The sequence below is a fragment of the Staphylococcus sp. Mo2-1 genome (assembly GCF_046721385.1).
GTDB lineage: Bacteria > Bacillota > Bacilli > Staphylococcales > Staphylococcaceae > Staphylococcus > Staphylococcus equorum_A.
Window position 1 is genome coordinate 811,042 of sequence record NZ_JBEUUK010000001.1, and the last position, 24,552, is coordinate 835,593.

The following is a 24,552-nucleotide window of genomic DNA, read 5'->3' on the forward strand; positions in this document are numbered from 1 at the left end:
CACTAGCTGTCTATGTACTTAATTACAATTAAATGAAATAGGAGGTTATAAATGATGAGTGAATATTTAAGGGAGATCAATGAATTTTGGCAAGAATATTTGAAGCAATATAACTCTATTTATGATCAAAATACTTTAGAACAAATTATAAAAAATGATGATACGACAGCGTTCTTACATCCACAGGATTTAGCATATTTTAAAGAGCATTTTGGGAATAACTTTGCTGAAATACCTAGATTTAAAAAAATGATAGATTTTGCAAACGGAAAAGTAATTATTGATAAAAATAGACAAAGAATTTTATTTGAAAATGCAGAAATAAATCCTGCTATAGCTAGACCATATTTTGGGAACCCTGATTTAGCTGATATTGTTATATTAAAAAAGCAGCCAGAAAACGATTTTAAAATGTACGAACCTGATATACCAGAATCTGTAGTGATAGATTATCGGCAAAGAATATTATTGGATATACAAGGTAGATTAACATTTAATGGTGAGAAACTGTTTTTACCCTATATAGATAAACATAGATGGTTTATGAAATATTTATATAACGCTTCTTCGACTCTAAAACGTTTTAATATTGACCCAAACAGAGTTATGGTACTTAATTTTTTTCCTTATCAATCGGGGCATACTGCGGGAATACCAAAAGATTTTTTAACATTTAAACATGGATTACCTTCTCAGAGAATGAGTTTTAATTTGTTGTTGAAACTTTTAAACGATGATAAGCATCGCATTTATCTTGTTAGTGAGGAAGAATTATATATTTCGATTTTGAAGAACTTTGCTCATAGTTCAATATGTGACTACCTAATAGATCATTTATTCGTACTTGCTTCAAAACAAAACCGCCATGTTACTTTATGCAATGTGTTAAGTTACCAAGAACACAAAATACGTTTAAGAAAAAAACAAGAATTGAGTAAAATAGAATATTACAACTGGAATAAAGAACAAAAAGAAAAGCGAGAAAAAGGTAATTCAGATTTTTATAGAAAAATTAGCGCGATGCAAAAAAATGTAGAGCATCAACACTGAAATATTAATTATAAAAAGCCTATATTCAGCATAGAAGATATCTAAGGTGAGTATAGGCTAATTTTAAATGTAATAGTTTTTAAACAAAGTCTGGATATGTGCTTTGAATTCATCTACATAATGTTGAGGTTCTATAATTGTAATATATTGTGGATAGTCATATGCAATTTGTATGCTTTCTTTTTTTGAAATAATAATATGTGCGATAGTCCCATGATCACTTTCAGTTCTGTCTATAATAATGAACTGTCTTTGTATTTCTGACCACAGAGGATCTTTAATGAGTAACTTTACAGACTGAATATCTGAAAAAATAGTTTTATCAAACACTTCATTAAGTTGATCGATATTTATAATTGAAGACAAATTTAATATGTGTATCTTTCCTTGATACAAATAAGTAAACCAGTATTTGTTAGAAAAATATCTAGTATATATTGGAATTACTTTTATAGTCAAATTATTACTTATATGTATTGCAACAAAATTATTATTTTCAATGGCCATTTGGAGTCTGAAAATTAACGTGGTTTTGCTCATCTCACACGTCACTTTGAACTGGCTTAAGAGCTTGTTAGACAGGATTTTTTCAGCAAAATTAGAGTTTGCATTAAGCCCTCTAATAAGATTATAAGTGTCTTCATGTATTATCGGTGTAAAATTTTTCAATCTAAATAACAAGTTAAGTAATCTATTATTTTTAAATTTATATTTGTTGATTCTTAAACAATGTTTTTCAAAGTTATTATCGTATATTATTTCTCCATCAATACCATGCCATTCGTTATCTTCATATAAAAAACTGTTAATATCACTAAAATCTCGCTGAATTGAACGAACATTGACGTTAAGTCGCTGTGCGAGTTCTTCTTTATTGAGTTTCTTTCCGTTTAAAAAGCGGGTATAAATATATAAAAGTCTTTCTGGTTTTTCCAATCATTCACAACTCCTAAAATAAATAAACTTAATTATTAAGTTGGCTTACAGTATAACATTACAATTTATATAATGTGTAAAACTTTATAAAAAACATTTATAAGCGTAGGTTAGGTGTTTCTATGTCAAAAAATCTTCTTAAAATAACAGTTAGGCATAATATTAAACACTTGAGCAATTTAAAATAGATTTTATTGACTATTAATGAAAAAATGTTTCATAAGTTAACAGTTAGGAATTAAAATAATGCCTAACTGTCATAAAATGTTTATTTTTTGTTAATAATGTACAATATAAAGTGTACAGGACTCGAACGAAACTTTTAAAAATATAACCAACTGAAATAATAAATTTGTTTGACGTTATGAAATGAACTGTCATATAATCTTTAAGTAAGGAAACATTTCCCGGACAAATAAATCGTGTGAGGTGAATATAATGAATATGAGAGCCGAACGTGTTGGCGAACAGATGAAGCAAGAAATTATGGATATCGCTAATAACAAAGTCAAAGACCCAAGAATCGGATTTTTAACGATTACAGATGTGCAATTAACAAATGATTTATCAATTGCAACAATCTATTTAACAGTATTAGGTAATGAAAAACAAAAAGAAGATACTTTTAAAGGGTTAGAAAAGGCAAAAGGTTTTATTAAATCTGAACTAGGTTCAAGAATGAGATTACGAATTATTCCTGAATTGAATTTTGAATATGATGAATCAATTGATTACGGAAATAAAATTGAAAGAATGATTCAAGATTTGCACAAAAAAGATTAATTATTATACCAAGTCGGAACAAAATCTCTTTAGATTTTATGTTTCAGCTTTTTTACATAACACAAAGCAAGCTAAGTCATGTTAATATGAGAGTAATGAAAAAAAGAGCATTAAAGGTGGCGTAAAGATGTATAACGGTATTTTGCCTGTGTATAAAGAACGTGGTTTAACAAGCCACGATGTAGTATTTAAATTGAGGAAAATTTTAAAAACAAAAAAAGTTGGACATACTGGCACTTTAGACCCAGAAGTATCAGGCGTTTTACCTATATGTATTGGTGGTGCAACTAAAGTCAGTGATTACATTATGGATATGGGAAAATCTTATAAAGCGACTGTTACACTTGGAAGTAGTACAACTACTGAGGATCAAACCGGTGAAATTCTTGAGCGAACAACTATTGCGCAAGATGAAATTACAGTTCAAGACATTGACCAAATATTGAATCAATTTGAAGGAACGATTACTCAAATACCACCGATGTACTCATCAGTAAAAGTGAATGGAAAAAAACTATATGAATATGCGAGGAATAACGAAGTAGTAGAAAGACCAGAACGACAAGTTAATATTATGCATATTAACCGTACATCTGAACTACGCTTTGAAGATAACAGTTGTCATTTCGAAATTTTAGTGGAATGTGGCAAAGGAACATATATCAGAACATTAGCGACAGATATTGGAAAAGCCTTAGGACTTCCAACCCATATGTCAAAATTAACTAGAATTCAAAGTGGTGGATTTGATGTAGATGAAAGTCTTACACTAAATGACGTTGCAGAATTACATGAGCATGACGCGTTACAAGAAAAGCTATTTCCTATAGAATATGGATTAAAAGGTTTAAAACAAATTTTGATTTCAGATGCAGTAGTAAAAAGCAAAATTTTAAATGGCCAAAAATTCTATAAAAATGAATTCACAGAAACAATAGATACGATAGTGGCATTGGTAGATGTTACAGACAATAAAGTCTTAGCAATTTATGCGCCACATCCTGAAAAAATTGACGAAATTAAGCCTAAGAAGGTATTTAACTAAAGGAGAAATACGCATGAAAGTGATAGAAGTAGCTCATCCAATTCAAGAAGATCAATATATAACAGAAGACGTTGCCATGGCTTTTGGTTTTTTTGATGGCATGCATAAGGGGCACGCGAAAGTATTTGATATTTTAGAGCAAAAAGCAAAAGCATCCAATTTAAAAAAAGCTGTGATGACGTTTGATCCTCATCCTTCGGTAGTTCTAAATCCTGAACGTAAACGTACCGATTATTTAACACCAATACAAGATAAAGTTGAAATATTAGAGTCCTATGGCATAGATTATTGTATTGTTATTAACTTTTCTTCAAAATTTGCTAATGTACCCGCTGAAACTTTCATAGAAGAGTATATTATAAAAAATAATGTTAAAGAAGTAGTAGCCGGTTTTGATTTTACATTTGGTAAATTTGGTAAAGGTAATATGATGATATTAAATGAAATGACTGAATTTAATACGACAGTGGTAAGTAAACAAGAAATAGAATCTGAAAAAATTTCAACTACTGAAATTAGAAAATCGCTTAAAACAGGTGACTTGCAAAAGGCTAATGAAGAATTAGATTATCTCTATCGTATTAAAGGGACAGTTGTGCAAGGTGAAAAACGTGGAAGAACCATTGGATTTCCAACAGCAAATGTTCAACCTAGCGGTGATTATGTTTTGCCTAAAAATGGTGTTTACGCGGTAAGTATGGAAATTGGGGCGAATAAAAAGGTCTATCGAGGTGTGGCTAATGTTGGTGTGAAACCAACATTTCATGACCCTTCTAAAGCTCAAGTAGTCATAGAAGTGAATTTATTTGATTTTAATGAAAATATTTATGGCGAGCGTGTCACTGTATTTTGGCATCATTATTTAAGACCAGAAATTAAATTTGATGGGATAGATCCTTTAGTAGAACAAATGAATAAAGATAAAGAAAAAGCGAAATACTTATTATCAGTTGATTTTGGAGACGAAATATCATATAATATTTAAGTCGAATGTGTTTTACACATTTAAGGCACCTTTATCTTGGCAGTCCGAGTCTCCAACGGTTCGCTCGGTTAAAGGCGCATAAAAATTAAAGGAGGAAATTGACTATGGCAATTTCACAAGAACGTAAAAATGAACTAATTAAAGAATATCGTACACACGAAGCGGATACTGGATCTCCAGAAGTACAAATCGCTGTGTTAACTGAAGAAATCACTACATTAAACGAACATTTACGTCAACACACGAAAGACCACCATTCACGTCGTGGACTATTAAAAATGGTAGGTCGTCGTAGACATTTACTTAACTATTTACGTGGCAAAGATGTACAACGTTACCGTGAATTAATTAAATCATTAGGTATCCGTCGTTAATTTTAAGATGGATATTGAAAGGGAAAGAACCTTCAGGGTCCTTTCCCTTTTTTATAATCTAGAAAGCATATTATTTAAAAAGTAATATACTAATATAAAATTTTTCTAAGAAATGATATGATGTAACTAATAGATATATGAGAGGAGATTCGTAATGTCTCAAGAGAAAAAAGTTTTTAAAACTGAATGGGCAAATAGATCATTAACGATTGAAATAGGGCAACTTGCTAAACAAGCTAATGGTGCCGTGCTAGTTCGTTATGGTGATACAGTAGTATTATCTACTGCAGTAGCTTCAAAAGAACCACGCGATGTTGACTTTTTCCCATTAATGGTAAATTATGAAGAAAAAATGTATGCAGCAGGTAAAATTCCTGGTGGATTTAAAAAACGTGAGGGACGTCCAAGCGACGAAGCAACATTAACTGCGCGCTTAATTGACAGACCAATTCGTCCGCTTTTCCCTAAAGGATATAAACATGATGTACAAATCATGAATACCGTATTAAGTGCTGATCCTGATTGTTCTCCAGAAATGGCGGCGATGATAGGTTCATCTATGGCACTTAGTGTTTCAGACATTCCATTCCAAGGACCTATTGCTCGGTGTCAACGTAGGCTATGTTGATGGTGAATACGTAATTAACCCAACTGTTGCACAGAAAGAAGTGTCGCGTCTTGATTTAGAAGTTGTTGGTCACAAAGATGCTGTAAATATGGTTGAGGCAGGCGCAAGTGAAATTACTGAAAGTGAAATGCTTGAGGGAATCTTCTTTGGTCATAATGAAATACAACGTTTAGTTAATTTCCAACAAGAAATCGTGGATCACATCCAACCAGTGAAAACACCATTCACACCTGTTGAACAAGACGAAACGCTTGCAGAAAAAGTGAAACAGCTTACTGAAGCCAATGGTTTGAAAGAAGCTGTATTAACGTTTGATAAACAGCAACGTGATATCAATCTTGACACATTAAAAGAAAAAGTTGTTTCAGAATTTATTGATGAAGAAGATGCTAATAATGCCGCACTAATTAAAGATGTGCATGGCATTTTAAATAGTTTAGTAAAAGAAGAAGTAAGAAGATTAATCGCTGAAGAAAAAATCAGACCTGATGGCCGTAAATCAGATGAAATTCGTCCACTAGAATCAGAAGTTGGTGTGTTACCACGCGTACACGGCTCTGGCTTATTTACACGAGGTCAAACACAAGCACTATCTGTGTTAACATTAGGTTCAATGAGCGAATATCAAATTCTTGATGGCCTTGGTGAGGAACAACAAAAACGTTTCATGCACCATTACAACTTCCCTAACTATTCAGTTGGTGAAACAGGTCCAGTTCGTTCTCCAGGACGTCGTGAAATTGGTCACGGTGCTTTAGGTGAGCGTGCATTGAGTCATGTTATTCCAGATACTAAAGACTTCCCTTATACTGTAAGAATTGTGAGTGAAGTATTAGAATCAAATGGTTCATCTTCACAAGCGTCAATTTGTGGTTCTACGTTAGCCTTAATGGATGCAGGTGTTCCTATTAAAGCACCAGTAGCCGGTATTGCTATGGGATTAGTAACACGTGATGATAGTTACACTATTTTAACGGATATTCAAGGTATGGAAGATGCTTTAGGTGACATGGACTTTAAAGTAGCCGGCACGTCTGAAGGCATTACTGCAATACAAATGGATATTAAAATTGATGGTCTAACAAAAGAGATTATTAGAGAAGCTTTAGACCAAGCACGTGAAGGTCGTTTAGCTATTTTAGAACATATGCTACAAACAATTGATACAACACGCGGTGAGTTAAGTGCGTTTGCACCTAAAGTCGTTACGATGACAATCAAACCTGAAAAAATCAGAGATGTTATTGGACCTGGCGGTAAGAAAATTAATGAAATCATTGATCAAACAGGTGTGAAACTTGATATTGAACAAGATGGTACAATCTTTATAGGTGCTGTTGATAAAGATGCAATCGCCGAAGCACGTAGTATCATAGAAGATATTACGCGTGAAGCTGAAGTTGGCCAAGTATATGAAGGCAAAGTAAAACGTATTGAAAAATACGGTGCATTTGTTGAATTATTCCCTGGTAAAGATGCTTTAGTTCATATTTCACAAATTGCAAATGAACGTATTGATAAAGTAGAAGATGTATTGAAAATTGGAGATACATTTAAAATAAAAGTAACAGAAATTGATAAACAAGGTCGCGTGAATGCGTCTCATAAAGTGCTTTTATCAAATTAATATAAAATAAAAAATCGAATTTTATTAGAAACTAGTAAATGATATGAATCGCGTTACGATAGAATGTTTCCTGTTCTATTCTTAAACGGTTTTCATATCAAAGTATACTGGTTTCTTTTTTATTTAATGCAAATATTAGCAGAATTATTGCGTAAGTAATTAAATACATAAGTGTATAAGACTAAAGTTTAATTTTCAGGAAATTCATAGTTTCTATTGTAGTAAAAACGTGAATATGAAAATATAAAACAAAACATAGAAAATATTGAAGATTTATAAGTAATTGTTTATTTATTGATATCAATCCCGAACTATTTATAGTAATTACTTTAATAGTGTACATAAAGCCTATTTTAACTTATAATATACTATGAGTTTATATATGGACGGGAATTTAAATAGGAGGTAACATTTTGAGTTTAATTAAGAAAAAAATAAAAATATTCGTATAATTCCACTTGGCGGAGTTGGAGAAATTGCGAAAAATATGTATGTCGTTGAAGTAGACGATGAAATGTTCATGTTAGATGCTAGGGCTGATGTTCCCAGAAGATGAAATGCTAGGTGTGGACATTGTAATTCCTGACATTCAATATGTCATTGATAATAAAGATAAATTAAAAGGTATATTTTTAACGCATGGCCATGAACACGCTATCGGGGCTGTCACATATGTATTAGAACAAGTAGATGCACCTGTGTACGGTTCTAAATTGACAATCGCGTTAATTAAAGAAAATATGAAAGCACGTAATATTAATAAAAAAGTAAGATATTATACAGTGAATAATGAATCAGTTATGCGTTTTAAAGGGGTAAACATTACATTTTTCAATACAACGCATAGTATTCCAGACAGTTTAGGCGTATGTATTCATACATCATATGGTGCGATTGTTTATACTGGCGAATTTAAATTTGATCAAAGTCTACAAGGTCATTATGCACCAGACTTGAAAAAAATGACTGAAATAGGCGAAGCAGGCGTGTTTGCGCTCATCAGTGATTCCACTGAGGCAGAAAAACCAGGTTATAATACACCAGAAAATGTCATTGAATCACATATGTATGATGCGTTTACTAAAGTAAAAGGCAGACTAATTGTTTCATGTTACGCATCGAACTTTATCCGCATTCAGCAAGTATTGAATTTGGCTCAGAGATTGAATAGAAAAGTTTCTTTCTTAGGCCGTTCATTAGAAAGTTCATTTAATATCGCTAGAAAGATGGGCTATTTTGATATTTCTAAGGACTTATTAATTCCAATTAATGAAGTTGAAAATTATCCTAAAAATGAAGTTATTATTATTGCAACTGGTATGCAAGGTGAACCAGTAGAAGCATTAAGTCAAATGGCTCAAAAGAAACATAAAATAATGAATATTGAACAAGGGGATTCTGTATTCCTAGCAATTACTGCTTCTGCAAGTATGGAAGTCATCGTTGGTAACACGCTAAATGAATTAGCGCGTGTTGGTGCAGAAATCTTACCTAGTAGTAAAAAAATACACACTTCAAGTCATGGTTGCATGGAAGAATTGAAGATGATGATTAATATTATGAAACCAGAATACTTTATACCAGTAAATGGTGAGTTTAAAATGCAAATTGCTCATGCAAAATTAGCGAATGAATCAGGCGTAAAACCTGAGAAAATCTTCCTTGTGGAAAAAGGTGATGTCGTTAACTATGATGGTGACGAAATGATTTTAAATGAAAAAGTGAATTTTGGTAACGTGCTTATCGATGGTATTGGTGTTGGAGACGTAGGAAATATCGTTCTGAGAGATCGTCATTTATTAGCAGAAGATGGTATCTTTATTGCGGTCGTAACACTTGATCCGAAAAACAGACGAATTGCAGACTGGACCAGAAATTCAATCTAGAGGTTTCGTTTATGTTAGAGAAAGTGAAGCTTTATTAAATGAAGCTGAAGAAAAAGTGCGTGAAATCGTTGAACTAGGACTACAAGAAAAACGCATTGAATGGTCTGAAATCAAACAAAGTATGCGTGATCAAATTAGCAAGTTATTATTTGAAAACACGAAACGTCGTCCGATGATTATTCCAGTTATTTCTGAAATTTAATAGTTTCCATACTAAACAAAGAGGTTAAGACAAACGCTTAGGTAAACATATTTAAAAGTAGATTGCAGTTGATTGTTATATCTTAAATATGACATGCAAGCAACCTTTAAATCCACTCAAAGCGAACATTGTCTTACCTCTTTTATGTTATTATAGAATACAAATAAACTTTTATTATACAAACATACTTATATAATAAAATCTAAATACATATTATTTACGATGAATAAAAGTGATTCACATAACAATCAATGGGTATAGGATTAAAATAAAATTGAAATCAGAGTTAGAAAAGTAGGTGTGGAACGTGGCACAAACAAAAAAGAGAACTACAACTAAGAGAAAACCAACAAATACAAGAAAGAAAACAACAAATAAAAAGAAAAAACAAAGCGACAGTCCTATTAGATATGTTTTTGCTATTATCGCTTTTGTATTAATTATACTAGGCGCGTTCCAACTTGGTATTATTGGAACAATGATAGATAGTTTCTTGAACTATTTATTCGGTAATAGCCGTTTCATAACATATATATTACTAATTATAGGCACAATATTTATCACTTATTATAAAGCTTTACCGAAGACAAGACGTACAGTTGGTGCTTTTCTATTACAATTCGCACTATTGTTAGTGACACAAATCTTCTTTTACTTTACTAATAATGCACAAGCTGAACGAGAACCAGTATTGTCATTTGTCTATAAGGCTTATGAACAGACTAACTTCCCTAATTTTGGTGGAGGGTTAATAGGATATTACTTATTAACTTTATTCACGCCTTTAATTTCTATTGTTGGTATTATTATTGTGACAATTTTATTGATTGCTTCAAGTGCAATTTTACTTTTAAAGCAAAGTCATCGTGATGTATCGAAAATCGTATTTGAAAAGGTGAAAATTAAAAGTCAAGATGCTTCTGTAAACTTAAAAGAAAAAAGAAAACAAAATAAAATTAAAAAAGATGCTAAAATGCGTGTAAAAGCAGAGAAAAAAGCTGAATTGCAAGCACAACAAGTCGCTACTCAGGATGAAGCTAATAATGAAGTTAAAGATGTAAGTGATTTACCTGAAGTTTCAAATTTAACTGCAGAACAGCAACAATCCATACCTATATATGGACATGGTGATAACGATGATGATAGTGCTCAACCTACGGAAAATAAAAAATACAAACGTAGTCAACGCACGCGCGATCAAGAAGATGCCAATGAGCCAATACCATCACAACAAAGTTCTAAAGAGGAACAAGCTTCATTAGATCAGTTGATAGATGAATCTGAACAAGCCTCAGATGAAGAAGGCGCAAATTCAATATCTGAAGCAGGTGAGGTTGAAAACGAAGCATATACAATACCACCGCTTTCCTTACTCAATCAACCTGCTAAGCAAAAAGCTACATCTAAGGCAGAAGTACAAAAAAAAGGTCAGTTACTAGAAACCACGCTCAAAAACTTTGGTGTTAATGCTAGAGTGACTCAAATAAAAATTGGTCCAGCGGTGACACAATATGAAATACAACCTGCGCAAGGTGTGAAAGTAAGTAAAATTGTTAATTTACATAATGATATTGCTTTAGCACTTGCCGCGAAAGATATTCGTATAGAAGCACCAATACCTGGTCGTTCAGCTGTCGGTATAGAAGTGCCTAATGACAAAGTATCACTCGTTTCATTAAAAGAAGTATTAGATGAGAAGTTTCCTGCCAAAAACAAATTAGAAGTTGGATTAGGTAGAGACATTTCAGGTGATCCAATTACAGTTGAATTAAATAAAATGCCTCACTTACTAGTAGCAGGTTCAACTGGTAGTGGTAAGTCAGTTTGTATTAATGGCATTATTACAAGTATTTTACTTAATGCTAAGCCACATGAAGTAAAACTTATGTTAATTGATCCAAAAATGGTAGAGTTGAATATATATAACGGTATACCGCATTTGCTTATACCCGTTGTGACAAATCCACATAAAGCATCACAAGCACTAGAAAAAGTAGTTGCTGAAATGGAAAGACGTTACGATCTATTCCAACATTCTTCAACTAGAAATATTGAAGGCTATAACGAAGCAATTAGACGACAAAATAAGGAACTAGAAGAGAAGAAATCTGAGTTACCATATATTGTGGTGATAGTTGATGAATTAGCAGATTTAATGATGGTTGCAGGTAAAGATGTGGAAAATGCAATTCAACGAATTACTCAAATGGCACGTGCAGCAGGTATTCATTTAATTATTGCAACACAACGTCCCTCTGTAGATGTTATAACTGGTATAATCAAAAATAACATTCCATCAAGAATCGCTTTCGCTGTGAGTTCTCAAATTGACTCTAGAACGATCATAGATAGTGGCGGCGCAGACAAGTTACTAGGTAAAGGTGATATGTTATACGTTGCAAATGGTGGCTCTACGAGAACACGCGTGCAAGGTGCATTTTTAAGCGATCAAGAGGTACAAGATATTGTTAATTATGTTGTTGAACAACAAAAAGCGAACTATGTTAAAGAAATGGAACCAGATGCACCAGTTGAAAAATCAGAAATGAAAAGTGAAGATTCACTTTATGATGAAGCATATATATTTATAATTGAACAACAAAAAGCAAGTACATCCTTGCTACAAAGACAGTTTAGAATTGGTTATAATCGAGCTTCAAGACTGATGGATGATTTAGAACGGAATCAAGTTATTGGACCACAAAAAGGTAGCAAACCTAGACAGATACTTGTGGATTTAGATAGTGATGAGGTGTAAATATGGAACTTACTTCTGTGTATAAAGTTAAAGAGTGGATGATTCAACAAATTAAAGAAGGTAAATTGAGTCCTGGAGAGCCATTGCCAAGTAATTTAGCAGTGGCTAGAACACTAAACGTTAAAACAGATGACGTTTATGATGCCGTAGATGAATTGATTACAGAACAAGTATTATCTAATAACTTAGGGGAAGGTGCGAGTGTTAAATCACTGCACCCGTTCTTCTATCCTTTAGGTGAACTTGTAAGTATTAGTCAAATGATAGAACAACAAGGCTTTAATGCTAGAACAGAATTTATAAGCTTAGATGAAAAACCAGCTACTTCATTGGATGCATTAAGATTAAACATTCCTGATAAAGCTTCTGTGACCATTATAGAGCGTGTCAGACTGGCAGATCGACAACCAGTAGTATATTGCTTAGATAAAGTGCCCGCTGATGATTTAACGTGTGCACAGTATCAAAATAGCGATGAATCTTTATTAAACGCGATTGAAGCTTATGCTAATAAAAAAGTTGCCTATGCGAATACAGAAATTGAGGCAATTAGTTACGAACCTCATATCTCGGACGTGCTAGACGCATCACCGCATGAAGGGCTCATGCTTTTGAAATTAATACATTACGATAATGAAGATAATCCAATACTTTATTCTTTTAATTATTTCAAAAGTAGTTTAGTAAAATTTAAAACGGTTAGAAATAGAATATAAAAACAAAATTATGAAAGCGGGGCATGACAATTTGAAGATAGATAAACAGCAAAATGACTTGCATATAAAAGTAATGCCAACAACAAAATTTAAAACAACCACAATCACATTGAAATTTATGGCGCCATTAGATAGCGAAACAATGACAAGCACGTTCACTATTGAGCAAAGTACTCGTTCGTGCGACAAAACAATGGCCGACGGATAAAGCATTTAACCAACACTTATCACAATTATATGGTGCATATGTCAATAGTTTTATTTCAAAATTCAAAGACAAGCATGTAATTACAATATCTTTAGAAATCGTAAACGAACGTTATTTAAAAGACCAGACACCCTTATTTGAAAAAGGTTTGAATCTGTTAAAAGAAATGATTTGGAACCCGTTAATTACAGATGGTGAATTTGATGAAACTTTTGTTGCACAAGAAAAATCGTTATTAACAAAAAAATTAGATGCTATAGTTGATAATAAATCACAAATTGCATTTTTAAACTTACTGAAAAATATGTTTGGAGACCAACCTTATCGCCATATAGCGTCAGGGCAAGTAGAATACATATCAGGCATAACACCAAAAAATTTATATCATACATATCAATCTATGCTAAAAGATGACTACTGCGCGGTTTATGTAGTAGGCAACGTAGATGAGCAAGCAGTGAAATCACAAATTCAATCATATTTTGATCTTAAACCTTTTCAATTTGAATTATCACATGCAGTACCAACACCGACATCACATACTTTACCACAAGAAATTATTGAAACAGATGTAGTGGATCAAGCTAAATTAAATATGGGATATAAATTCCCAAGCACAATATGGCGATCCACAATACTTTGCTATGGTCGTGTTAAATGTCATGTTTGGCGGTGATCCATCGTCCGTATTATTTAATGAAGTACGTGAGAAACAGAGCTTAGCGTATTCAATACACTCTCAAATGGATGCTAAAAATGGTTTTATGTTTGTACTTAGTGGTGTTTCAGCTGACAAATATGAAATAGCTAAAGATACAATAATAGCTGAATTTGAAAAATTCCAACAAGGTGAGTTTGATGACGATAAATTAGAGCTAGCTAAAAAAGTAATTATTTCACAACGTCAAGAATCTCATGATAGACCAAAAAGTATTATTGAAATATTAAATAACAATATTTTACTTGATGAAGATATGTCAGAAACAAGTTTTATTGAAGGTATACAAAATGTATCTAGAGCAGAGATTCAGCAATTAGCACAAGAAACAATATTAGATACGATTTACATTTTGACGAAAGGAGGTAATGACTGATGAATGAAAAATATTATAAACAAATAGACGAAAAAGTTTATGAAGCTGAGTTAAATAATGGACTCAAATTATTTGTTATTCCGAAAAAAGGATTTCAAAAAACCTTCGTCACATACACAACACAATTTGGTTCATTAGATAATAAATTTAAACCACATGGTAGCGATACATATGTCACAGTACCTGATGGCGTAGCACACTTTTTAGAACATAAATTATTTGAAAATGAAGAAGAAGACTTATTTACTGCTTTTGCGGAAGACAACGCTCAAGTTAACGCCTTTACGAGCTTTGATCGAACAAGCTATCTATTCAGTGCTACTGATAATGTAGACCGCAATATCAAACGTTTATTAACGATGGTAGAAACGCCTTATTTTACTAAAGAGACAGTTGATAAAGAAAAAGGAATCATTGAAGAAGAAATTAAAATGTATCAAGAACAACCAGGCTATAAATTAATGTTCAATACGCTAAAGGCTATGTATGAAACACATCCGATTCGTGTAGATATTGCAGGTAGTGTTGAAAGCATTTATGAAATAACTAAAGATGATTTATATCTATGCTATGAAACATTCTATCATCCATCGAACATGGTGTTATTTGTTGTAGGTGATGTAGATGCAGAGCACATTTATGAAGTCATTGCTGAGCACGAAAATAAAAGAGACAAAGTGAATCAACCACAAATTGTCAGAGATGCTTTAGCTGAAAAAAGCGAAGTTAATGAGGTAAACGTATCAGAATCCATGAAACTTCAATCACCAAGATTAATGCTTGGTTTTAAAAATGAAACTTTAAAAAATGAACCTAACGAAGCTTATGTTAAACGTGATTTAGAAATGACACTATTTTATGAAATGGTGTTTGGTGAAGAGACAGATTTTTATCAAACGTTGCTTAATCAAGATTTAATAGATGAAACATTTGGTTATCAATTTGTTTTAGAACCAACTTATAGCTTTTCAGTTATCACGAGTGCAACGCAATATCCTGATAAATTGAAAGCACTATTATTAGAGGAATTAGAAAACACACAAGGTAAACTAAGTGATGCAGAGGCCTTTAATTTATTGAAAAAACAATTTATCGGAGAATTTATCTCAGGTTTAAACTCACCAGAGTATATTGCTAATCAATACACAAAACTTTATTTTGAAGGCGTAAGCTTATTCGACTTATTAGACATTGTTGAGAGTATCACTTTAGATAGCGTGAACGAAACAGCAAATACATGTTTAAATCTAACACAAGTTGTAGATAGTCGTTTGGAGATGAAATAAAATGAAAGCTTTGGTCATGGGAGGATCTGGTACAATAGGTTCTGCAATTGTCGATCGTTTATTAACGGATGGGTATGAAGTCATCGTACACTATAATAAATCAAACATAGAAACTCTAACTAAGCGCTATGAACAAAAGTCAGTACAATTTGTAAAATGTGATTTAACTCAGTGTAATGAATTGGACAAAGCTTTTGGCTTTATAAAGAATTTAGATTGTTTAATTTATAGTAGTGGTTCAGCTTTATATGGGCAATTACAGGATATGACAGACGAAATGATCGATTCGAGTTATCAAATACATGTGCGTCAATTTATAAGAACAAGTCGATATTTTACAGATCAATTAAGACAAAGTAAAAATGGTAGAATCATCGTTATCTCATCTATTTGGGGCGAAACTGGCGCAAGTATGGAAACTGTTTATTCAGCTATGAAAGGTGCACAAATTAGTTTTGTTAAAGCGCTTAGCCAAGAGTTAGCTATGACAAATGTTACGGTTAATGCTATTGCACCTGGTTTGGTAAGTGGCAACATGACTCAAGTCTGGACGGCAGACGAACTTAGTGACATAACAAGCGATTTACCACAACAAAGATTGATTGCACCTGAAGAAGTTGCACATACGTGTAGTTATTTATGCCATCCATTAGCAAAGAGTATCACGGGGACAGTACAAAAAGTGAATGGCGCATGGTATTTATAAATTTTAATATTGTGTAAAAAAATAAGCCAACTATGAAACATTCAATGATATAATAACAGTACAATAAATCACATGATTTAAAAAAGTGATATTAATAGATGTTTCTTCAGCACCAGTCTATTATAAAATAACCGTTGTTTTTAAACTAAGGGGTGTTTATTTCATGACAGTAGCTACTAAAAAAGAATGGTATTTAGAATATGAGATAACGTTGAATAGATCAGGTTTATTAGGCGATGTATCTAGTTTGTTAGGTATGATGGGTATCAATATTGTAACGATTAATGGCGTTGATGAAGGTCGAAGAGGTTTACTCATTAAATCTGATAACTTAGAAAAAGTGAGTAGATTTGAAAATATTGTTACTGAAATTGACGATATTTCTATTACTAAATTACGCAAACCTGAACTTCGTGATCGATTGGCAGTAAGACATGGCAGGTACATAGAGCAAGATGCTGACGATAAAAAGACATTTCGTTTTGAAAGAGAAGACTTAGGTTTGCTCGTTGATTTTATGGCAGAATTATTTAAAGAAGAAGGTCATAAATTAATAGGCATTAGAGGTATGCCTAGAGTTGGAAAGACAGAATCTATTGTTGTCGGCAGTGTCTGTGCGCATAAACGTTGGTTGTTCATCAGTTCTACATTAATCAAACAAACTGTGCGTAGCTCATTAATTAAAGGCGAGTACGATCCTAATCATGTTTATATTATTGATGGTGCTGTAACAGCTAGAGAATCTAATGTAAAACACCAAGAATTAGTAAAAGAAGTGATGAGTTTGCCTTCAATCAAGGTGGTAGAGCATCCTGACTTGTTTGTTGAAACAAGTGATTATGAGATGAGCGATTTCGATTATATTATTGAATTAAGAGAAAATAAAAATCAAGAAATTCATTATGAAGAAATGAAGAAACAAACTGTTAAAAGTAAAAACAACTTAGACTTTGGTAACGATGAATTTGGTGGCGGATTTGGTTTCTTTGAATAAAAAAATGAATAGTTATCAAGGAGGACTGACATCGTGAACACAGTTGGTCAAACTTTAAAGGGACGCCGAGAACGCTTAGGTATGACTTTAAATGAATTAGAAACACGCACACAGATAAAACGTCAAACTTTGACTTTGATAGAAAATAACGATTTTGAATCTTTGAATAAAGTTGATTATGCAGAAGGTTTTATTAAAAAATATGCAAAAGCCGTTAATATTGATTCTGCACAGTTAATCAAAGCACATAGAGACGAAATCCCAAATAATGATGAAAGCATGCAAGAGACGATTGAAGCTTTTTCTAAAGAAAGTAAGCCTACATATCGCAGTAAGAATAAAGAACCGTTGCAAGTAGCTGTTATAGTTAGTGTTGTTGTTATCATCTCAGCACTATTATGGATTTTAGCTGTTTTAGTATTATAATCTGTTAAAGTATAAAGAAACGATTAAGTTATAAAAAGAAAAGAGGACTTCTTATGAATATACCGAATTGGATAACTGTTTTTAGAGTTATACTAATTCCAATATTTCTTCTATTTGCACTGATAGATTTTGGATTTGGTAATATTTCATTTATCGGTGGTAATGAAATTAGAATTGAATTATTAATTAGTGGTATTATTTTTATTATCGCGTCGTTAAGTGATTTTGTTGATGGCTATTTAGCAAGAAAATGGGAACTTGTAACTAATATGGGGAAATTCTTAGACCCATTAGCTGACAAATTACTCGTTTCAAGCGCTTTAATCGCGCTTGTACAAATTGATTTAACAAATTCAATCGTTGCGATTATTATCATTGCACGTGAGTTCGCTGTAACAGGATTACGTCTATTACAAATTGAGCAAGGTTTTGTAAGTGCTCGCAGGGCAATTAGGTAAGATTAAAACTGCTGTTACGATGGTCGCAATTGTTTGGATTCTCCTAGGTGATCCTTTAGCAACTTGGATTGGTTTTGAATTAGGACAAGTTCTGTTATACATCGGTGTATTCTTCACAATATTATCTGGAATTGAATACTTCTATAAAGGTAGAGATGTATTTAAAGCGAAATAATGGGGGGCAGTTCCAATACATGTGCCACACCCACACTTACCAATAAAATTAAGTACTTTAATATAGCAAAACAGTCCAAAGTGATAAAATTTGGGCTGTTTTTATTTTATTTGATAAAATAGTATAATAATTGATTTACTAAGCTTTTTAAAATATATAAAAATCTAATCTTTAGTTTTTTGAGGAATTAAGATTTATAATTAAGTTTATCGAATAATTTTGCACTCGCTTTTTAGTGCATAAAAAATATAAACTAAAGTAAATCATGTAACTTGGTGTTGAGGAGGAGAAGTTGTGAAGATATCTATCATTGCAGTAGGCTCAGAATTATTATTAGGACAAATAGCTAATACCAATGGACAATATTTATCGAAATTGCTGAATGGTGTAGGTCACAGTGTGGTAGAACATACAGTAATCGGTGATAATCCAGAACGCTTAGAAAGAGTGATAAAAGCATCATTTAATCATTATGATACTGTTATACTAACTGGTGGCTTAGGCCCAACTAAAGATGACTTAACGAAACATACTGTTGCTAAGGTATTAGGACGAGAATTAGTTATTGATAAACATGCTCTGAATTACATTGAACAATTCTTCGAAGAGCAGAATATTGAAATGACTCCAAATAATCGTCAACAAGCGTTAGTTATAGAAGGTTCACATATATTAGAAAATAAAGTCGGCATGGCGCCTGGTATGGTAGTAGATCAAGATGAACGACGTATTGTATTGTTACCAGGACCACCAAGAGAAATGCAACCTATGGCTAAAAACGAACTTTTGCCATTCTTTTTCAATGGTGAAAGCACTATATTCTCAGAATTATTGCGTTTTGCAGGCATCGGCGAATCTAAAGTAGAAACAGTATTAATGGATTTAATAGATGGACAGACAAATCCTACGATTGCGCCATTGGTCGGAACGCATGAAGTTAATATTAGATTAACGGCAAATGGAGATACGCAACGTGAATGCGAGCAACTTATCGCTCCTATTAAATCAGAAATTTTATCACGCATTGGTGAATATTATTATGGTTCTGATGATATACTACTGGAACAATCTCTGATGGATAAAATTCATCAATCATTTGCTCTATATGATGCTGTTACAGATGGAGAATTATATTCTAGACTGAAGAATTTTAATACTTCACAATTACTTCAAGGGATGTTACCACATCATACGCAATTTATAGATGAACATGATACAATTGAAACTCAACTTTCTGTCTCTGCCAATATCGTTAAAGATTTGTATCAAACAGAAGTAGGTATTTCAATAATGTATTATAAGGATGCAATTTATTTAGGCATTTTAGAAAATGAACGACTTGAAATTCAGTCCTTTAAAATGACGCAAAGAAGAAATTTAATAAAAAGCAGAACTCAAAATTATGTACTAATACGATTACTAAATTGGTTTAAATAAGCATTTGAAGACTGCAAAAACTTAAAAATATAGCACGTGTGTTCTGTTTTAGGTGTAAGTTTTGTCTGTATAAGCGAACAAATATTCGCAAAAAGCTTGCGGAATTATTTAAATCAAGGTATAGTAGAGTTAAGATATTTTACAGAGATTAATCTCAATTAGGAGGTCCAGACATTGGATAACGATCGTCAAAAAGCTTTAGATACAGTAATTAAAAATATGGAAAAATCATTTGGTAAAGGCGCAGTTATGAAATTAGGTGACAATAAAGCCCAAAGAGTTTCTAGCGTTTCAAGTGGTTCAGTTACTTTGGATAATGCGTTAGGTGTAGGTGGCTACCCTAAAGGAAGAATTATAGAAATATATGGGCCAGAAAGTTCTGGTAAGACTACAGTAGCATTGCATGCTATTGCAGAAGTACAAAAAAATGGTGGCGTTGCGGCGTTTATTGATGCTGAACATGCGTTAGATCCTGTCTATGCAGAAGCTTTAGGTGTAGATATTCAAAATCTATATTTATCTCAACCTGACCATGGGGAACAAGGACTGGAAATTACTGAAGCATTCGTAAGAAGTGGTGCTGTTGACATCGTAGTTATTGACTCCGTTGCCGCATTAACTCCAAAAGCTGAAATTGAAGGTGAAATGGGTGATACACATGTTGGTTTACAAGCACGTTTAATGTCACAAGCATTGCGTAAACTTTCAGCCGCTATTTCCAAATCAAAAACAACAGCAGTATTTATTAACCAAATTCGCGAAAAAGTAGGCGTGATGTTCGGTAACCCTGAAGTAACACCAGGTGGACGTGCGTTAAAATTCTATAGTTCTGTACGTTTAGAAGTACGTCGTGCTGAACAATTAAAACAAGGCCAAGATATTGTTGGTAATAGAACGAAAATTAAAGTTGTTAAAAATAAAGTAGCACCACCATTCAGAGTTGCAGAAGTGGATATGATGTATGGTAAAGGTATCTCTAAAGAAGGAGAACTTATTGACTTAGGTGTTGAAAATGAAATTGTAGATAAATCAGGTGCTTGGTATTCATACAATGGTGATCGTATGGGACAAGGTAAAGAAAATGTTAAATTATATCTAAAAGAAAACCCTGAAATTAAAGAAGATATTAATCGTAGATTGCGTGAAGCACTAGGCATTGTTGATGGTGATGTTAAAGAAGACGAAGATGAAAAACAAACTACGCTTCTTGAAGACGAATAGTGTTATCTAAAACAATTTAAAGATTTACTATAAAATAAGTGTATATATAAAAATATGCGCTTATTTTTTTATATAAATATAAGAATTTTAAAATATAATATGACAAATATTTTGCTATATAAGCTTAATAACATAAGTGACAACAATAGTTATAGGAGAAATAGTGTAAAAGAGGGGTCTCAAATATTGAATTAATGTGTAGGAAACCTTGACACTTCTTAGTTTAAAACCGTACAATTACATTGTATGATTCTTATATAACTTCATATAATCATATTGAAATTGATATACAGAGCAAAATCCTAGATAAAAAGGGGGTGTTTGTGTGAGTTTATTAGGCCTCCTACTCATTTTGCTAGGTATTATTCTCGGAGTTGTTGTAGGGTACATTGTAGCCCGTAATCTATTGCATCAAAAGCAATTACAAGCAAGACAAACTGCAGAAGATATTATTGAACAAGGTAATAAGGAAGCAGAGAATACTAAGAAGGAAAAGCTCCTAGAAGCTAAAGAAGAAAATCAAATCTTAAAAGAACAAAGTGAAAACGAACTTCGTGAAAGACGCGGTGATCTTCAAAAGCAAGAAGCTCGACTTCTTCAAAAAGAAGAAAACTTAGAGCGAAAATCTGATCTATTAGATAAAAAAGATGAGATTTTAGAGCAAAAAGAGTCTAAACTTGAAGAACGACAACAACAAGTAGATGCAAAAGAGAGTAGTGTTCAAACATTAATAAATAAGCATGAACAAGAATTAGAACGCATCTCTGGTCTCTCTCAAGAAGAAGCCGCACAAGAGCAACTTCAAAGAGTTGAAGATGAATTGTCACAAGATATTGCAATACTTGTTAAGGAAAAAGAGAAAGAAGCAAAAGAAGCAGTCGATAAAAATGCAAAAGAATTGTTAGCAACTACTGTTCAAAGATTAGCAACAGAACATACTTCTGAATCTACAGTATCAGTTGTTAATTTACCAAACGACGAAATGAAAGGTCGAATCATTGGTAGAGAAGGAAGAAATATCCGTACGTTAGAAACATTAACGGGTATTGATTTAATTATAGATGATACGCCAGAAGCGGTTATCCTCTCTGGTTTTGACCCAATTAGACGTGAAATTGCAAGAACTGCATTAGTAAATCTTGTTTCGGATGGACGTATCCATCCTGGACGAATAGAAGATATGGTAGACAAAGCTCGTAAAGAAGTAGACGATATTATTCGAGATGCAGGGGAACAAGCTACATTTGAAATAAATGTGCATAATATGCATCCAGATTTAGTTAAAATCTTAGGTCGTTTACAATATCGTACAAGCTATGGACAAAATGTATTGAAACATTCTATCGAAGTTGCACACTTAAGTGGTATGTTAGCAGCTGAATTAGGTGAAGATGTTACATTAGCTAAACGTGTTGGTCTACTTCATGATGTTGGTAAAGCAATCGATCATGAAGTTGAAGGTAGCCATGTTGAAATAGGTGTAGAATTAGCGAAAAAATATGCTGAAAATGAAACAGTTATTAATGCAATTCATTCCCACCATGGTGACGTTGAACCAACTTCTATTATTTCTATATTGGTAGCAGCAGCAGATGCATTATCAGTCATGAGACCAGGTGCTCGTAAAGAGACATTAGAAAATTATATTAGAAGATTGGAAAGATTAGAAACACTTTCTGAAAATTATGATGGTGTCGAAAAAGCGTTTGCAATTCAAGCAGGTAGAGAAATTCGAGTTATTGTATCACCAGATACTATCGACGACTTAAAATCACATCGCTTAGCAAGAGATATAAAAAGCCAAATTGAAGACGAACTTCAATATCCTGGTCATATAAAAGTGACAGTTGTTCGTGAGACTAGAGCAATTGAATACGCAAAATAAATGTTAGCCATTCAATGACTAACGACAGACTGCCAACAAAGTCATAAGACTTGTTGGCAGTTTTTTGATGATTCGTATCATTAATTGTGTTTATGACATTTCTCGAACAAAGTGATATTATACGGCTTTTAAATAGTAAAAGATATTTGAAGTCTCAAACAACAAAAAAAGAGTGGGATGACGAAATCTAATTTTTCTAATAAGATTTCATCGTATGAGCCCGACCCGGCACAGCTGACAAAATGGAATACAAGAGATTGGTGTAAGTGCACTTTTATTTCAATCAGCCATTGTCCAAATAATAGTTGAGGCTGAGACATGTATTTATGTCCCAGCCTCAACTTACTAGTATACTGAAGTAAAACCTCACTATACTAAGCAATTTATATTTTTATTAATTAGTTTAATTCTAAATCTGCAACTTTAACTTCTTTGATAATTTCAGCTGTGTCATAGCAGTTTGTAGCGATATTTGCATATCTTTCTGCTAAACGATAAGCATTGATATATAGCTCTAGACTATCTTTTGCTATATCTTCTGCGTCTTCACTTTTTGATGGATTTGCTGTAACAACTAGATCAGCAAAATGTTGTGGATCGATATTAATTGACATGTATTACTTCCAACTCCTATATTGTGGATTAAAATAATTACTATAATGAATTATACCCCCATTACAAAATATAAAACTTAAAAATTAAAGAAATATTTACTAAAGAACCTTTTCAACTTAAATTATTTACATTAAACTAACATTAAGAGAGGATGAACAAGTAAATGAGAATATTATTTATTGGAGATATCGTAGGTAAAGTAGGTAGAGAAGCAATTAACACGTACTTGCCTAAGCTTAAACAAACGCATCGTCCTACAGTTACAATTGTAAATGCGGAAAATGCCGCACATGGTAAAGGATTAACTGAAAAGATATATAAAGAATTATTAAGAGAAGGCGTAGATTTCATGACTATGGGGAACCATACTTACGGACAACGTCAAATTTATGATTTTATAGAAAGTGCTAAGCGCATGGTTCGACCAGCAAATTTTCCAGATGAAGCACCAGGTGTAGGTATGCGCATTATTCAAATCAATGACTTGAAATTGGCGATTATTAACTTACAAGGTCGTGCATTTATGCAAGATATAGATGATCCATTCAAAAAAGCAGATGAATTAATTGCTGAAGCACAAAAAGAGACAGATTATATATTTGTAGATTTTCATGCGGAAACAACTTCTGAAAAAAATGCAATGGGTTGGTATTTAGATAATAGAGTGAGTGCTGTTGTAGGTACACATACGCATATTCAAACTTCTGATGAAAGAATATTGCCAGGTGGTACAGGCTATATTACAGATGTAGGTATGACAGGATTTTATGATGGTATACTTGGAATCAATAGAGGAGAAGTTATCACACGCTTTATTACTAGCCTACCACAAAGACATGTAGTGCCAGATGAAGGACGTAGTGTCTTATCTGGTGTTATTATAGATATTAATAAAGATGGTAAAGCAACGCATATTGAACGCGTGCTCATTAACGATGATCATCCATTTTAATTATCGTCCGTTAGTATGAATTTTAAAATAAACCACTCTTTACATAGTAATAGGGTGGTTTATTTTGATATGATTGATTATGAATTATTATAACCATTAGGAGGC

General features: G+C 32.7%; 16 protein-coding genes and 6 pseudogenes. 20 read left to right on the plus strand and 2 right to left on the minus strand.

Annotation, left to right across the window (positions count from 1 at the left end):
* Nucleotides 1-54 precede the first annotated feature (54 nt).
* Nucleotides 55-1,050 (plus strand): hypothetical protein, encoded by a 996-nt coding sequence (locus tag ABLV95_RS04155; protein ID WP_427704738.1) that lies wholly within the window; start codon nt 55-57, stop codon nt 1,048-1,050.
* 63 nt (nt 1,051-1,113) lie between these two features.
* On the opposite strand, the gene ABLV95_RS04160 is transcribed toward ABLV95_RS04155, so the two are convergent.
* The gene (locus ABLV95_RS04160; RefSeq protein WP_460876466.1) at nt 1,114-1,986 is read right to left on the minus strand and encodes a hypothetical protein; all 873 of its coding nucleotides are present in this window, start codon (nt 1,984-1,986) and stop codon (nt 1,114-1,116) included.
* A gap of 435 nt (nt 1,987-2,421) precedes the next feature.
* Here ABLV95_RS04160 and rbfA point away from each other — a divergent pair, with 435 nt between their 5' ends.
* From rbfA to rny, 18 genes and pseudogenes are all read left to right on the plus strand, one after another.
* Complete coding sequence (gene rbfA / locus ABLV95_RS04165; RefSeq protein WP_031265894.1) at nt 2,422-2,769, plus strand: 30S ribosome-binding factor RbfA; 348 nt, start codon at nt 2,422-2,424, stop codon at nt 2,767-2,769.
* A 127-nt stretch (nt 2,770-2,896) separates the two neighbouring features.
* Entirely contained in the window at nt 2,897-3,814 is a 918-nt protein-coding gene (gene truB, locus ABLV95_RS04170; RefSeq protein ID WP_460876468.1) for a tRNA pseudouridine(55) synthase TruB, read from the plus strand.
* Nucleotides 3,815-3,827: 13 nt separating this feature from the next.
* Entirely contained in the window at nt 3,828-4,799 is a 972-nt protein-coding gene (gene ribF / locus ABLV95_RS04175; RefSeq protein WP_427704731.1) for a riboflavin biosynthesis protein RibF, read from the plus strand.
* 104 nt (nt 4,800-4,903) lie between these two features.
* On the plus strand, nt 4,904-5,173 hold the full coding sequence (gene rpsO, locus ABLV95_RS04180; RefSeq protein WP_427704728.1) for a 30S ribosomal protein S15: 270 nt from the start codon (nt 4,904-4,906) through the stop codon (nt 5,171-5,173).
* A 154-nt stretch (nt 5,174-5,327) separates the two neighbouring features.
* A pseudogene (gene pnp / locus ABLV95_RS04185) lies at nt 5,328-7,428 on the plus strand (polyribonucleotide nucleotidyltransferase).
* 442 nt (nt 7,429-7,870) lie between these two features.
* Nucleotides 7,871-9,516, plus strand: a pseudogene (gene rnjB, locus ABLV95_RS04190) (ribonuclease J2).
* A gap of 307 nt (nt 9,517-9,823) precedes the next feature.
* Nucleotides 9,824-10,649: pseudogene (locus tag ABLV95_RS04195) on the plus strand (cell division protein FtsK); the annotation flags it as partial.
* Between the two features lie 158 nt (nt 10,650-10,807).
* Nucleotides 10,808-12,274 (plus strand): annotated as a pseudogene (locus ABLV95_RS04200) (DNA translocase FtsK); the annotation flags it as partial.
* Between the two features lie 2 nt (nt 12,275-12,276).
* The gene (locus ABLV95_RS04205; protein ID WP_069832860.1) at nt 12,277-12,990 is read left to right on the plus strand and encodes a GntR family transcriptional regulator; all 714 of its coding nucleotides are present in this window, start codon (nt 12,277-12,279) and stop codon (nt 12,988-12,990) included.
* Nucleotides 12,991-13,000: 10 nt separating this feature from the next.
* Nucleotides 13,001-14,292 (plus strand): annotated as a pseudogene (gene yfmF / locus ABLV95_RS04210) (EF-P 5-aminopentanol modification-associated protein YfmF).
* Nucleotides 14,292-15,578 (plus strand): EF-P 5-aminopentanol modification-associated protein YfmH, encoded by a 1,287-nt coding sequence (yfmH, locus tag ABLV95_RS04215; protein WP_427704721.1) that lies wholly within the window; start codon nt 14,292-14,294, stop codon nt 15,576-15,578. The pseudogene yfmF and the gene yfmH overlap by 1 nt, the downstream one beginning before the upstream one ends.
* Nucleotide 15,579: 1 nt before the next feature.
* Complete coding sequence (ymfI, locus tag ABLV95_RS04220) at nt 15,580-16,284, plus strand: elongation factor P 5-aminopentanone reductase (protein WP_427704718.1); 705 nt, start codon at nt 15,580-15,582, stop codon at nt 16,282-16,284.
* Between the two features lie 163 nt (nt 16,285-16,447).
* Nucleotides 16,448-17,278 carry a YmfK family protein gene (locus tag ABLV95_RS04225; RefSeq protein ID WP_460876471.1) on the plus strand — a complete coding sequence of 277 codons (831 nt, stop codon included), beginning with the start codon at nt 16,448-16,450 and terminating at the stop codon, nt 17,276-17,278.
* 33 nt (nt 17,279-17,311) lie between these two features.
* Nucleotides 17,312-17,704 (plus strand): helix-turn-helix domain-containing protein, encoded by a 393-nt coding sequence (locus ABLV95_RS04230; protein ID WP_427704716.1) that lies wholly within the window; start codon nt 17,312-17,314, stop codon nt 17,702-17,704.
* A 53-nt stretch (nt 17,705-17,757) separates the two neighbouring features.
* Nucleotides 17,758-18,337, plus strand: a pseudogene (gene pgsA, locus ABLV95_RS04235) (CDP-diacylglycerol--glycerol-3-phosphate 3-phosphatidyltransferase).
* A 294-nt stretch (nt 18,338-18,631) separates the two neighbouring features.
* A complete protein-coding gene (locus tag ABLV95_RS04240; protein ID WP_460876472.1) occupies nt 18,632-19,774 on the plus strand; it encodes a CinA family nicotinamide mononucleotide deamidase-related protein in 1,143 nt (380 codons plus the stop codon).
* A gap of 174 nt (nt 19,775-19,948) precedes the next feature.
* On the plus strand, nt 19,949-20,995 hold the full coding sequence (recA, locus tag ABLV95_RS04245; protein WP_069832855.1) for a recombinase RecA: 1,047 nt from the start codon (nt 19,949-19,951) through the stop codon (nt 20,993-20,995).
* A 325-nt stretch (nt 20,996-21,320) separates the two neighbouring features.
* A complete protein-coding gene (gene rny / locus ABLV95_RS04250; RefSeq protein ID WP_460876474.1) occupies nt 21,321-22,880 on the plus strand; it encodes a ribonuclease Y in 1,560 nt (519 codons plus the stop codon).
* Between the two features lie 398 nt (nt 22,881-23,278).
* On the opposite strand, the gene ABLV95_RS04255 is transcribed toward rny, so the two are convergent.
* Nucleotides 23,279-23,494, minus strand: a complete 216-nt coding sequence (locus ABLV95_RS04255) for a hypothetical protein (RefSeq protein ID WP_069815977.1) — start codon at nt 23,492-23,494, stop codon at nt 23,279-23,281.
* Between the two features lie 164 nt (nt 23,495-23,658).
* Here ABLV95_RS04255 and ABLV95_RS04260 point away from each other — a divergent pair, with 164 nt between their 5' ends.
* On the plus strand, nt 23,659-24,447 hold the full coding sequence (locus tag ABLV95_RS04260) for a TIGR00282 family metallophosphoesterase (protein WP_002507824.1): 789 nt from the start codon (nt 23,659-23,661) through the stop codon (nt 24,445-24,447).
* Nucleotides 24,448-24,552: the final 105 nt, after the last annotated feature.

Excerpts from the sequence above, each read along its gene's own strand:
- ABLV95_RS04155 (WP_427704738.1), top strand. The coding sequence starts at position 55 with ATGAGTGAATATTTAAGGGAGATCAATGAATTTTGGCAAGAATATTTG.
- truB (WP_460876468.1), top strand. The coding sequence starts at position 2,897 with ATGTATAACGGTATTTTGCCTGTGTATAAAGAACGTGGTTTAACAAGC.
- ribF (WP_427704731.1), top strand. The coding sequence starts at position 3,828 with ATGAAAGTGATAGAAGTAGCTCATCCAATTCAAGAAGATCAATATATA.
- rpsO (WP_427704728.1), top strand. The coding sequence starts at position 4,904 with ATGGCAATTTCACAAGAACGTAAAAATGAACTAATTAAAGAATATCGT.
- ABLV95_RS04205 (WP_069832860.1), top strand. The coding sequence starts at position 12,277 with ATGGAACTTACTTCTGTGTATAAAGTTAAAGAGTGGATGATTCAACAA.
- yfmH (WP_427704721.1), top strand. The coding sequence starts at position 14,292 with ATGAATGAAAAATATTATAAACAAATAGACGAAAAAGTTTATGAAGCT.
- ymfI (WP_427704718.1), top strand. The coding sequence starts at position 15,580 with ATGAAAGCTTTGGTCATGGGAGGATCTGGTACAATAGGTTCTGCAATT.
- ABLV95_RS04225 (WP_460876471.1), top strand. The coding sequence starts at position 16,448 with ATGACAGTAGCTACTAAAAAAGAATGGTATTTAGAATATGAGATAACG.
- ABLV95_RS04255 (WP_069815977.1), bottom strand. The coding sequence starts at position 23,494 with ATGTCAATTAATATCGATCCACAACATTTTGCTGATCTAGTTGTTACA.
- ABLV95_RS04260 (WP_002507824.1), top strand. The coding sequence starts at position 23,659 with ATGAGAATATTATTTATTGGAGATATCGTAGGTAAAGTAGGTAGAGAA.